11 protein-coding genes are annotated in these 11,671 nt (G+C 71.7%); 9 read left to right on the forward strand and 2 right to left on the reverse strand.

Annotation, left to right across the window (positions count from 1 at the left end; all coding sequences use genetic code 11):
* Positions 1–7: 7 nt before the first annotated feature.
* Positions 8–514 (forward strand): sigma-70 family RNA polymerase sigma factor, encoded by a 507-nt coding sequence (locus tag BN159_RS34785; RefSeq protein ID WP_015661730.1) that lies wholly within the window; start codon positions 8–10, stop codon positions 512–514.
* A 45-nt stretch (positions 515–559) separates the two neighbouring features.
* Positions 560–1,057, forward strand: a complete 498-nt coding sequence (locus BN159_RS34790; RefSeq protein ID WP_015661731.1) for a GNAT family N-acetyltransferase — start codon at positions 560–562, stop codon at positions 1,055–1,057.
* Here BN159_RS34790 and BN159_RS34795 read toward each other — a convergent pair.
* Together BN159_RS34795 and BN159_RS34800 are read right to left on the reverse strand one after the other, a co-directional pair.
* Entirely contained in the window at positions 1,047–1,463 is a 417-nt protein-coding gene (locus BN159_RS34795) for a hypothetical protein (RefSeq protein WP_015661732.1), read from the reverse strand. The genes BN159_RS34790 and BN159_RS34795 overlap by 11 nt on opposite strands.
* A 1-nt stretch (position 1,464) precedes the next feature.
* On the reverse strand, positions 1,465–1,824 hold the full coding sequence (locus BN159_RS34800; protein ID WP_015661733.1) for a hypothetical protein: 360 nt from the start codon (positions 1,822–1,824) through the stop codon (positions 1,465–1,467).
* Positions 1,825–1,893: 69 nt separating this feature from the next.
* Here BN159_RS34800 and BN159_RS34805 point away from each other — a divergent pair, with 69 nt between their 5' ends.
* The 7 genes from BN159_RS34805 to cobT all read left to right on the forward strand — a co-directional run bounded on the left by BN159_RS34805 (position 1,894) and on the right by cobT (position 11,612).
* A complete protein-coding gene (locus tag BN159_RS34805; RefSeq protein ID WP_015661734.1) occupies positions 1,894–2,544 on the forward strand; it encodes an HAD family hydrolase in 651 nt (216 codons plus the stop codon).
* A 336-nt stretch (positions 2,545–2,880) separates the two neighbouring features.
* On the forward strand, positions 2,881–3,918 hold the full coding sequence (locus tag BN159_RS34810; protein WP_015661735.1) for a methionine ABC transporter ATP-binding protein: 1,038 nt from the start codon (positions 2,881–2,883) through the stop codon (positions 3,916–3,918).
* Positions 3,915–4,640, forward strand: coding sequence for a methionine ABC transporter permease (locus BN159_RS34815; RefSeq protein WP_041820305.1), 726 nt, complete (start codon positions 3,915–3,917; stop codon positions 4,638–4,640). Before BN159_RS34810 ends, BN159_RS34815 begins: the two co-directional genes overlap by 4 nt.
* Positions 4,641–4,711: 71 nt before the next feature.
* On the forward strand, positions 4,712–5,542 hold the full coding sequence (locus BN159_RS34820; RefSeq protein WP_015661737.1) for a MetQ/NlpA family ABC transporter substrate-binding protein: 831 nt from the start codon (positions 4,712–4,714) through the stop codon (positions 5,540–5,542).
* A gap of 168 nt (positions 5,543–5,710) precedes the next feature.
* Complete coding sequence (locus tag BN159_RS34825; RefSeq protein ID WP_015661738.1) at positions 5,711–6,349, forward strand: GNAT family N-acetyltransferase; 639 nt, start codon at positions 5,711–5,713, stop codon at positions 6,347–6,349.
* Between the two features lie 67 nt (positions 6,350–6,416).
* A complete protein-coding gene (cbiE, locus tag BN159_RS34830; RefSeq protein WP_015661739.1) occupies positions 6,417–7,628 on the forward strand; it encodes a precorrin-6y C5,15-methyltransferase (decarboxylating) subunit CbiE in 1,212 nt (403 codons plus the stop codon).
* Positions 7,629–8,381: 753 nt separating this feature from the next.
* Positions 8,382–11,612, forward strand: coding sequence for a nicotinate-nucleotide--dimethylbenzimidazole phosphoribosyltransferase (gene cobT / locus BN159_RS34835; protein WP_015661741.1), 3,231 nt, complete (start codon positions 8,382–8,384; stop codon positions 11,610–11,612).
* The last annotated feature ends 59 nt before the right edge of the window (positions 11,613–11,671 follow it).

The following is an 11,671-nucleotide window of genomic DNA, read 5'->3' on the forward strand; positions in this document are numbered from 1 at the left end:
CCCGCATATGACACACGACCTTGTCCTGGAGCTGCGCCCGCTGCTCACCGCCGAGGCCTCCGCTGAGGCGCACGCCGCCGGGACCGAGCCCGGTGATCTGGAGCAGGCGGTCTGGCTGCGCCTGCTGGAGCTGCTGGATGCCCAGGGCCCGCCGCCCGACCCCGAGCGCTGGCTCCGCTCGGCCGTCCGCTCCGAGGTCCGCCGCAGCCGCCGTACCACCCGCCTCGAACGGCCGTACGACGATGAGCCCGTGGACGAGTCCGGTCGCGACCCCGAACATCTTGCCCTCAGGGCGGCCCGTTACCGCGCCCTGCGCGACGCCGCCCGTCGGCTGCCCGGCCGCTGCCCCCGCCTGGTCGAGGCCCTGCTCTCGCCGCGGGACCTGACATACCGGGAGATCGCGGGGGAGTTGGGTATCTCACAGGGCAGTCTTGGCCCGGAACGCTCCAGATGTCTGGGTTGTCTGCGGCGATTGCTTGCGCCGGAGGTTGCGGCTCACACCGCGCGGGGATAGGAGTGAGGGACAACAGGTGATCAGGTGAGCGGGAGGCGTGCGCACATGGGCATGAGCGTGACCATCTCTGCGGCGACCGAGCAGGACGCGGAGCAGATCTTCAAGCTTCAGTACCTCTGCTTCCAGAGCGAGGCGGCTCTGTACGGCAACTACCGCATCGACCCGCTCGTCCAGACGCTGGACTCGGTGCGCGCGGAAGTCGCGGCGGACTGCGTCTTCGTGGCCCGGCTCGGCGAGGAAGTGGTCGGTTCGGTCCGTGGCGCGGTCACCGAGGACGGCGCCGCCGCCATCGGCAAGCTCTGCGTCCACCCCCGGCTCCAGGGCCACGGCATCGGCGCCCGGCTCCTGCGGGCAGCCGAAGCCGCCCTCGCCGAGGAGCGCGGCGCCAAGCGCTTCCGCCTCCACACCGGCCACCGCAGCGAAAGCAGCCTCGGCCTCTACCGCAAGGTCGGCTACATCGCGGTCGGCACCTCGGAGGGCACGGACGGCGTGCCGATGATCGTCCTGGAGAAGGCGGCGGGTACGTACGCGGCTACGGCTTGACCGTTCCCGCCTTGCGCAGCCAGTAGATCGCTGACAACGGCAGCAGTACGGGGATGAACAGATACCCCATGCCGTAGTCGGACCAGACCGTCGCGTCGGGGAACGCCGAGGGGTCCAGCAGGGTCCAGGTGCCGACGACGAGGACTCCCGCCAGTTCGGCGGCGCAGCAGTACAGCGCCGCCTTGCGGGCCGTTTCGCCGCCCCTGACCAGTGTGTACGTGATGAAGCCGTAGACCAGCCCCGCCATCGCCGACAGTGAGTAGGCGAGCGGGGCCCGGTCGAACTCGGTGGCGATCTGGTACACCGAGCGCGACACGGCGCCCACGACCATCACGCCGTACAGCCAGACGAGCAGCATCCCGGGCCCACTGATGAGCCGGGTCCGCTTTCCCTCCACGGCCGCCATCTCAGCCTCCCCAGATGTCATAGAGCCGCACCTCCAGCACGGCCAGGACCACGGCACCGGCCGCGACCGTGATGGAACCCCACTTCGTGCGCTCCGCCAGCGACATGAACCCCGCCGCCGGGATGCACGCGGCCGCGCCCAGCAGATACGCGACGAAGATCGTCGTCCCCTGGTCGGGTTCCTCACCGCGGGCCAGCTGCACGATCCCGACCACCAGCTGGACCAGCGCCAGCAGGGTCACCACGGCCATCCCGATGAAGTGCCAGTCCTTCGTCGGCTCATCGCGATACGCCGCGAAGCCGCACCACGCGGCGAGCAGCAGGGCGGCGACGCCGGTCACCAGCGTCAGGGCATCAAGCATGGAGCGACCCTATTACGGCCCAAAAGGCCAGGTGCGGCCGACCCCGGCGGGCACCGTAGGGTCGAGGGCATGCACATCCACGCCGAAGCCCTGCTGTTCGACAACGACGGCACCCTCGTCTCCTCGCTCGCCTCCGTCGACCGCTGCTGGACCCGCTGGGCCGGGGAGTACGGCATCACCGCCGAGCAGTTCGGCCGGATCGAACTGCACGGGCGCCCGGCCGTGGAGATAGCCGCCGACCTGCTGCCCGCCGGCATCGTGCCGGAGGCCGTCGCGCGGATCGAGACGCTGGAGGTCGAGGACGTGCCGAACGGCGGCGTGGAACTGCTGCCCGGCACCCGGGCGTTCCTCGACGCGCTGCCCGCCGACCGCTGGGCCGTCGTCACCTCCGCCACCCGCCGCCTCGCCGAGGCCCGTCTCGACGCCGTCGGCATCCTGCCCAAGACGCTGGTCTGCGCCGACGACATCACCCGCGGCAAGCCCGACCCCGAGCCCTACCTCCTCGCCGCCCGCCAGTTGGGCGTCGACCCGGCCCGCTGCGTCGTCTTCGAGGACGCCCCCGCCGGGCTCCAGGCCGGTCGCGCAGCCGGCATGACCACCGTGGCCTTGGCCACAACCCACCAGGCCCATGAGCTCGACGCCGATTTGGTGGTGAAGGACCTCTCGGCCTTGTCCGCGCTGGTCACGGCCACGGGCGTCGAGATCTCCGTCCGCGGCTGAGCGCCGTCCGACCCCTGTCCACCGCTGTCCGCAATGCGGACAGCGGTTCTTGGTTGCGTTCCTCCGTCTGCTTTACTGATCGCATGACCACGACGAGCAGCCGCATCCTTGCGACCGAGGCGACCATGACGCCCGGTGCTCGCTGTATGTGTCGAATGTGCGCCTTCTAGAGGGCCCCCGCACCACTTCCCCCTGAGCCTCGCGCCCCGAAGCGAGCTGCCACGGCATGTCCGTACGCATTCCACCGCGCCGTACGTGACCCCCTGCCCCGCGCACACATTCCTCCCGTACCAGGGCACACCCACGCCCGCGTACTCGACAGTGACGGAAACCCCTGTGATCACCACATCGGGCCTGACCAAGGTCTACCGCACCCGTGGTCGAGAGGTCACCGCCCTCGACGGCGTCGACCTGCACGTCCGCGAAGGCGAGGTGTACGGCGTCATCGGCCAGTCCGGCGCCGGAAAGTCCTCGCTCATCCGCTGCGTCAATCTCCTGGAGCGCCCCACCGCCGGCACGGTCACCGTCGCCGGCCAGGACCTCACCGCCCTCGCCGGGCGCGGACCGCGCGCCGGCAAGGAGCTGCGGCGGGCGCGCAGCCGGATCGGCATGGTCTTCCAGCACTTCAACCTGCTGTCCTCCCGGACCGTGCAGGACAACGTCGAGCTGCCGCTGGAGATCCTCGGCAAGTCGGGCAAGGAGCGCTCCCGCAAGGCGCTCGAACTGCTCGACCTGGTAGGCCTCGGCGACAAGGCCAAGGCCTACCCGGCGCAGCTCTCCGGCGGCCAGAAGCAGCGCGTCGGCATCGCCCGCGCCCTGGCCGGCGACCCCAAGGTGCTGCTCTCCGACGAGGCCACCAGCGCCCTGGACCCCGAGACCACCCGCTCCATCCTCCAACTGCTGCGCGACCTGAACCGGCAGCTGGGCCTCACGGTCCTGCTCATCACGCACGAGATGGACGTCGTGAAGTCCATCTGCGACTCGGCCGCGCTCATGGAGCAGGGCCGCATCGTCGAGTCCGGCACCGTCAGCGAACTGCTCGCCACCCCGGGCTCCCAGCTCGCCACCGCGCTGTTCCCGGTGAGCGGCGAGGCCGGCGACGCCGACCGCACCGTCGTCGACGTGACCTTCCACGGGGAGGCCGCCACCCAGCCCGTCATCTCCCAGCTGTCGCGCACGTACAACGTCGACATCTCGATCCTCGGCGCCGCCATCGACACCGTCGGCGGACTCCAGGTCGGCCGGATGCGCATCGAACTGCCCGGCCGCTACGAGGACAACGTCGTGCCGATCGGCTTCCTGCGCGAACAGGGTCTCCAGATCGACGTCCTGGGCCAGGAGCCCGTTCTGCTGACGGAAGGTGTTTCCAAGTGACCTGGTCCGAGATGCAGCCGCTGCTGGAGCAGGCGTGTTGGGACACCCTCTACATGGTCGGCTGGTCCACGCTCATCGCCATCGTGGGCGGACTTCCGCTCGGCGTCCTCCTCGTCCTCACCGACAAGGGCGGACTGCTCCAGAACGTCGTCGCCAACAAGGTCATCGGGCAGGTCGTGAACGTCGCCCGCTCGATGCCGTTCATCATCCTGATGGTCGCGCTGATGGGCTTCACCCGCTCCATCACCGGCACGACCATCGGCCGCGAGGCCGCCATCGTGCCGCTCGCCATCGGCGCGATCCCGTTCTTCGCGCGTCTGGTCGAGACGGCTGTCCGCGAAGTGGACGGCGGGCTCGTAGAGGCCGTCCAGTCGATGGGCGGCAACACCTGGACGATCGTCCGCAAGGTCCTCGTACCGGAGTCCCTGCCCTCGCTGATCGCCTCCACCACGACCACGATCGTCGCGCTCATCGGCTACTCCGCGATGGCCGGCACGGTCGGCGCCGGCGGCCTCGGTGACATCGCCATCCGCTACGGCTACCAGCGCTTCGAGACCGAGCTGATGTGGATCACCGTGGCGATCCTCGCCGTGGTCATCTCCCTCATCCAGTTCGCCGGCGACTACGCGGCCCGCTCCCTGCACCGCCGCGGCGGCCGCTCGGGCGCAGCGCCCAAGCTCCGGCTGCTGAAGGCAGCGACGGCCACCAGCAAGACCGTCTGAGCCTCCCCCCCCAAGACTCCCCGTCACACCCTCGACGGGGCTGCACCACCCCTTCAGGAAAGGCACTTTTCGTGCGTAACACCGCCAAGATCACCACCGCCGTCCTCGCCGCCGGAACCCTCACCTTCGGGCTCACCGCCTGCGGCTCCTCCGACAGCGACGCCGCCTCCGACACCAGCGGACCGCTGGTCGTCGCCGCGAGCCCCGTCCCGCACGCCGAGATCCTCACCTACGTCAAGGACAACCTGGCGAAGGACGCGGGACTCGACCTGGAGGTCAAGGAGTTCACCGACTACGTCACGCCGAACACGGCGACGGAGGACGGATCGGTCGGCGCCAACTACTTCCAGAACCAGCCGTACCTCGACGACTTCAACAAGAAGAACGGCACCCACATCGTGCCCGTCGTCACGGTCCACCTGGAGCCGCTCGGCCTGTACTCCGACAAGGTCAAGAGCGCCGACGACCTCAAGAGCGGTGCCACCGTCGCCGTCCCGAACGACAGCGTCAACGAGGCCCGTGCCCTCAAGCTCCTCGACGCCAACGGGATCATCACGCTGAAGGACGGCGCGGGCAACGAGGCGACCCCCGCGGACATCGTCAAGAACCCGAAGAACCTCAAGTTCAAGGAGCTGGAGGCGGCCCAGACCCCGCGATCCCTGAACGACGTCGACGCCGCGGTCATCAACGGCAACTACGCCATCGAGGCCGACCTCAAGCCCGCCGACGACGCCCTCGTCCTGGAGTCCGCGACGGACAACCCGTACGGCAACTTCCTTGCCGTGAAGGAGGGTCAGGAGAACGACCCGCGCGTGAAGAAGCTCGCGAAGCTCCTGACCTCCCCCGAGGTCAAGAAGTTCATCGAGGACAAGTACGCCGGTTCGGTCATCGCGTCCTTCTGACGTCTGACGGATCGATTGGTCGACTGATCGACTTCTTCCGTCCCATCGCGCCGCACCACGGTTCCGCCCTCGTCGAACAGGCGTACCCCGTGGTGCGGTTCGGTGCTTTCATGCTGCATGCTGGGCAGTTGAGCAGGCCTGACATTCTCGAAGGTTACGGAGCCGAGCATGACGAGCACCTTCCCCAACATCTCCATCAGCACGGAGCGGTTGGTGCTGCGTCCCCTCGACGAGGACGACGTGCCCGCCCTGACCGAGATGATGAACGACGAGCAGGTCGCCGCCTGGACCCATGTGCCCCAGCCGTTCACCAAGGCCGGCGCGCACAGTTGGATCACCCAGTACGCCCCCGGTGAGCGGGCGGCGGGCCGCGGCCTCGACCTCGCCGTCACCGAGTTCCTCACCCAGCGCCTGGTCGGCATCGTCCAACTCTCCAAGACCAACTGGCACATCCGCTCCACCGAGCTGTCGTACATCGTCGCCCCCTGGGCCCGCGGCGAGGGCTACGCCTCCGAGGCCGCCCTCGCCACCGCCCAATGGCTATTCGGCGACCAGAAGTTCGAGCGCATCGAACTGCGCACGGCCGCCGACAACACCGCCTCCCAGCAGGTCGCCCAGAAGATCGGCTGCATCAGCGAGGGCGTCCTGCGCAACGCCTGCATAGCGCACGTCCGCACCGAGGACGGCACCTGGACCGACGTGCGCACGGACTTCATCGTCTGGAGTCTGCTGCCGGAGGATCTGGAGGGTGCGGGGGAGCAGCTGGCCGACAGTGGCGGTTTCCCCACCTATTCCGACTGGAACTGACCCCGGTCGGACGGGATACGCTCGGGTTGCCCCGTCCACCTGCGTAAACCCCTGGAGACTGACGACGATGGCCGACCGGGTCACGGTGATCGGCTGGGACGGCTCGCCGCTGACCGCGGCGGCACGCGCCGCCCTCGGCGCCGCCACGCTGGTGGCCGGTGCCGCCCACCATCTGGCGCTGCCCGAGGTGCCGCCCGGCGCCGAGCGCATCCGGCTCGGCAGCGTCGCGCTGGCCGCCCGCCGGATCGCAGGTCACCGCGGTACAGCGGTCGTGCTCGCCGACGGCGACCCCGGTTTCTTCGGCGTCGTACGGACCCTGCGCGCCCCCGAGTTCGGCCTGGAGGTCGAGGTCGTCCCGGCCGTCTCCTCGGTCGCCGCCGCCTTCGCCCGCGCCGGCATGCCCTGGGACGACGCACAAGTGGTCGTCGCACACCGTCGCACCCTGCGACGCGCGGTGAATGTGTGCCGCGCCCACACCAAGGTCGCCGTCCTCACCTCACCAGGCGCGGGCCCCGCCGAGCTCGGACTGCTCCTGGAGGGCGTCCACCGCACCTTCGTCATCTGTGAGGAACTGGGCACCGAGCGCGAACAGGTCACCGTCGTCACCTCCGACAAGGCCCCCGACCACACCTGGCGCGACCCCAACGTCGTCATCGTCATCGGCGGCCCGGCGGGGGGCGCGGAGGGCGGCGGCTGGCTCGCGGGGCGCGACCCCTCCACCGGCCCGCGCGGCTGGACCCTGCCCGCCGAGGCGTACGGCGGACTCATGGGCGAAGGTGAGCTGGAACCGCTGCGCGCGGCCCAACTCGCCCGGCTGGGACCGCGCGTCGGCGACCTGGTGTGGGACATCGGCTGCGGCAGCGGCGCCTTCGCCACCGAGGCAGCCCGTGCCGGGGCCGCCGTGATCGCCGTCGACCGCGACCCGATCGCCTGCGATCGCACCGACGCCAACGCCCGCGCCCTGGGCGTCCAGCTCCAGACCGTGCACGGCACCGCCCCGCACGTCCTGGAGAACCTCCCCGAACCCGATGTCGTCCGCGTCTGCGGCGGGGGAGCGGCCGTCGTCTCCGCGGTCGCCGACCGCCGTCCGCAGCGCATCGTCACGCATGCGGCCACCCGCGACGAGGCCGAACTCATCGGCCGCGACCTGACCGAGCACGGATACCACGTCGAGTGCGCCCTGCTCCAGTCCGTCGAACTCGACACGCGCGCCTGGACGGAGCGGGAACGGAGTGTCGCGTTCCTGCTCAGCGGCCTGCTGCCGGACAGAACGACCTGATGCGGATCCCGTCCCCGTGATCCTGTTGTCGTACCGCGCGCGGTAGGCTGGCCGACCGTTGCACCGCACTTCGGACGCCCGACCCATCGTCGGTCAATGTCCGGAAAACACGCCCGTTTTGGGGTGGGTGTGGTACGGCAGAACCGGAGGACGCGCAACGTGGCGCAGTCCACAGCGGTCTCGTCGCGGATGAAGCTGTCGTGACGGGGGAACGGCCGCGACAATGCCAGTTAATGGCTTTGTCGTCTTTGTGGACGGGTCGTTCGTGCCGCTGGGCGCGCACGCTCGTTCTTCACTACGGGGCGGTCGGTGCGCCGCTCCGGGTGAGCTGGTCGTAGAAGCACTAACCGATGGGCGAGGGGTACGCATGACCGACACCGGCCAGGTCCCGGGCGAGGGGCTGCCGGAGAACGCAGGCATGGTGGAACAGCCGGGCGTCCCCGCGCCGGGTGCGTACACCTACCTCTCCGAGACCACCGCCGAGGACGAAGACCTGTTGCTGCTCCCCGGTGCCCAGAGTGCCTGGGGCAACGAGGTCGCCCCGCCCGCGCCGGAACCGGTCGTGGAGGCCCTGCACGAACCCGGTGCGCACGAGATGTCCGGCCGCGACAGCGGCGCCGTCGACCTCACCGCGGTCCGCACACCGGGAGCGGCGCCGATCCCGCCGACGGCCCCGCGCCGCCCCTGCACCTCGGCCCGCCGACCCCCGACGCCTCCGCCAGCCCGGTCCGCTCCCTCGCCGACCGCGGCGCCGTGGGCGCACCGGTACGGCAGCCGGGGCCGCCCACCACCGGCCCCGAGTACCTGGACGTGCCCCAGCCGCAGCCCGCGGCGCCGTGGGGCGCGCAGGTGGCCGCGCCCGCGCAGGCGCCCGTGCCCGTGCCCGCGCCTGTTCCGGCGCCGGTGAGCGCCGAGGTGTCGGCTGCCGAAACGGTTATTCCGCAGGCGGCGCCCGCTCCGGAGCCGACGGACCCGGCCCAGGCCGCCATGGCCCGCCTCACCACGGAGGCGGTCGCGCAGCAGGTTCCGGTCGCGGAGGAGCCCGCGCCCGTCGCCCAGGAGCCGCAGGGTGCCGAGCCGGTGCCGGTCGCTGTGCCGGAGGAGACGGCTGGGCAGGTGCCGGTGGCCGGTGGTGACTCCAGTGCTGGTGCCGGGGCGGTCGCTGCGGGGGAGCAGGTTGTTGAACCGGCTCAGGCTGTCGATCCGGCACAGGTCGTCTCTGCGCCGCAGGCTGTCGATCCGGCTCAGGTCGTCGAAGTAGCGCAGGCTGTTGAACCGGCGCAGGTCGTCGAGCCCGTTCCGGCGCCGGAGATGGCCCAGGGTGCCGAGGCGGACCAGGGCGGCCAGGTGCCCCAGGGCGCCGAGATGCCGCAGGGCGGTGAGGTGCCCCAGGCCGCCGAGGTCGCCGCGCCGACGGAGGTCCAGGCCGAGGGCGTAGAGGCCGTTCCGGCTGCCGCCGAGGCCGTCACGCCCGAGCCGGAGCCGCCCGCGGCCGAGGAGACGGCGCCGCAGGCTCCGGTAGTTGTCGAGGGCGCGGTGCCCGAGGCGCTTCCGGCCGAGGAGGCCGCCGTACCCGAGCCCGCCGAGCCCATCGCCGCGGAACCCGGCCCCGAGCAGCCGGTCGTGGCCGAGACCGTCCCCGCAGAGCCGATTGCCGCGGAGCCGACCCCCGCCCAGCCCATCGCTCTCGGGCCGATCGCTCCCGAGCCGAACCCGGTCGTAGCCGAGGAGCAGCCCGCCCCCGAGGCCCCGCAGCCCGAGCCGGTGCCCGCTGCCGAGGCTCCCGCAGTCGAACTCGCCCAAGCCGCCGCCCCGGCCGAAGCCGCCGCCGACCTCGTGGCGGAGGCCCCCGCGGTCACGCCCGAGCCGGTCGTCCCCGAGCCGGTCGCCCCCGAGCCCGAGGCGGCCGTAGAGGAGTCGGTCCCCGTGCCGCAGCCGTACGTCGCCGAGCCCGCCGGGCCGCAGATCCAGCAGCCGGACGCCGGTACCTCCGCCGCGGGCGTGCCGCTGGAGCCCCGCCCGGATCTGCCGCTCGGCCAGTTCGTGCCGGTGGAGGGGCAGGTGCCGACGACTCCGCATCTCGCGCCGACGCCGCCGCAGCCGATCGTGCTGCCCGCCGAGGACGCGCCCGCGGTGCCGGCGCCGCGCGCGGGGGAGCCCGAGCCCGTACAGCACGCGGAGGACCTGGACACCAGGGTCGCCGACCAGGAAGAGAGCACGGCCCCCGTGGCAGAAGCACGCCAGTCCACCGGTCCGGCCGCGCCCGCCTACGAGGACGCCGAGCGCGAGGCCGTGCTGAAGGTCATGCGCGAGCGCCGCGACATCCGCAACGGGTTCCGCAGCGACCCCATCCCGCACGAGGTGCTGCTCCGCGTCCTGGAGGCCGCCCACACGGCCCCCTCCGTCGGCCACTCGCAGCCCTGGGACTTCGTCGTCATCCGCTCCGCTGAGACCCGGCGCACCATGCACGAGCTGGCGATGCGGCAGCGGGACGCCTACGCCAAGTCGCTGCCCAAGGGCCGGGCGAAGCAGTTCAAGGAACTGAAGATCGAGGCCATCCTCGACACCCCGGTGAACATCGTGGTCACCGCCGACCCGACCCGCGGCGGCCGCCACACCCTCGGCCGGCACACCCAGCCGCAGATGGCGCCGTACTCCTCCGCGCTCGCCGTCGAGAACCTCTGGCTCGCGGCCCGCGCCGAGGGCCTCGGCGTCGGCTGGGTCAGCTTCTTCGACGAGCGCGAGATGGTGCGTACCCTCGGCCTGCCCGAGCACCTGGAGGTCGTCGCCTACCTGTGTGTCGGCTACGTCGACGAGTTCCCGGACGAGCCCGAGCTGATGCAGGCTGGCTGGTCCAAGCGCCGCCCGCTGTCGTGGGTCGTGCACGAGGAGACGTACGGCCGTCGCGCCCTGCCCGGCGAGGACCCGCACGACCTGCTCGGCGAGACCGTCGCCCAGATCCGCCCGCTGGACGCCAAGGCGCTCGGCGAGGCGTGGGAGCGGCAGAAGCGCATGACGAAGCCGGCCGGTGCGCTCGGCATGCTGGAGATCATCTCCGCGCAGCTGTCCGGCCTGTCCCGCCAGTGCCCGCCGCCGATCCCGGAGCCCGCGGCCGTCGCGATCTTCGCGGGCGACCACGGCGTGCACGCCCAGGGCGTCACCCCCTGGCCGCAGGAGGTGACGGCCCAGATGGTGGCCAACTTCCTCGGCGGGGGAGCGGTCTGCAACGCCTTCGCCGGACAGGTGGGCGCCGAGGTCTGCGTCGTGGACGTCGGCGTGGCCGCCGACCTCCCCGCAACGCCCGGCCTGCTTCCCCGCAAGGTCCGCGCGGGCACGTCCGACATGACCACCGGCGCCGCGATGACCCGCGAGGAGTGCAAGCAGGCCATCGAGGTCGGCATCGAGACGGCCCGCGATCTGGTGGCGGCGGGCAACAAGGCCCTGCTGACCGGTGAGATGGGCATCGCGAACACCACCGCGTCCGCCGCCCTGATCTCGGTCTTCACCGGCGCCGACCCGGCCGAGGTGACGGGCCGCGGCACCGGCATCAACGACGAGACCCTCGCCCGCAAGACAGAGGTCGTCCGCCGGGCCCTCGAAGTCCACCAGCCGGACCCGGCCGACCCCATCGGCGTCCTGGCCGCGATCGGCGGCTTCGAGCACGCCGCGATGGTCGGCCTGCTGCTGGGCGGCGCCTCCCTGCGCACCCCGGTGATCCTGGACGGCGTCAGCGCGGGCGCGGCGGCCCTGGTCGCCCGAGCCATCGCACCCGAGGTCCTCGCGGCCTGCATCGCGGGCCACCGCAGCGCGGAACCGGGCCACGTGGCCGCCCTGAACAAACTCGGCCTGCGCCCCTTGGTCGACCTGGACCTCCGCCTCGGCGAGGGCACGGGCGCACTGCTGGCCCTGCCGCTGGTGCAGAGCACGGCGAGGGCGATGCACGAGGTGGCGACGTTCGACTCGGCCGGGGTCACAGAGAAGTAGGCCGCGCGTTCGGGGGGCCGGGGGCGGAGCCCCCGGTTTCGGGAAGGGGTGGGCTGGGG

The sequence above is a fragment of the Streptomyces davaonensis JCM 4913 genome, from assembly GCF_000349325.1.
GTDB lineage: Bacteria > Actinomycetota > Actinomycetes > Streptomycetales > Streptomycetaceae > Streptomyces > Streptomyces davaonensis.

Coding starts and splice junctions, on each gene's coding strand:
- BN159_RS34825 (WP_015661738.1), top strand. CDS start 5,711: ATGACGAGCACCTTCCCCAACATCTCCATCAGCACGGAGCGGTTGGTG.
- BN159_RS34785 (WP_015661730.1), top strand. CDS start 8: ATGACACACGACCTTGTCCTGGAGCTGCGCCCGCTGCTCACCGCCGAG.
- BN159_RS34790 (WP_015661731.1), top strand. CDS start 560: ATGGGCATGAGCGTGACCATCTCTGCGGCGACCGAGCAGGACGCGGAG.
- BN159_RS34805 (WP_015661734.1), top strand. CDS start 1,894: ATGCACATCCACGCCGAAGCCCTGCTGTTCGACAACGACGGCACCCTC.
- cbiE (WP_015661739.1), top strand. CDS start 6,417: ATGGCCGACCGGGTCACGGTGATCGGCTGGGACGGCTCGCCGCTGACC.
- BN159_RS34795 (WP_015661732.1), bottom strand. CDS start 1,463: ATGGCGGCCGTGGAGGGAAAGCGGACCCGGCTCATCAGTGGGCCCGGG.
- BN159_RS34800 (WP_015661733.1), bottom strand. CDS start 1,824: ATGCTTGATGCCCTGACGCTGGTGACCGGCGTCGCCGCCCTGCTGCTC.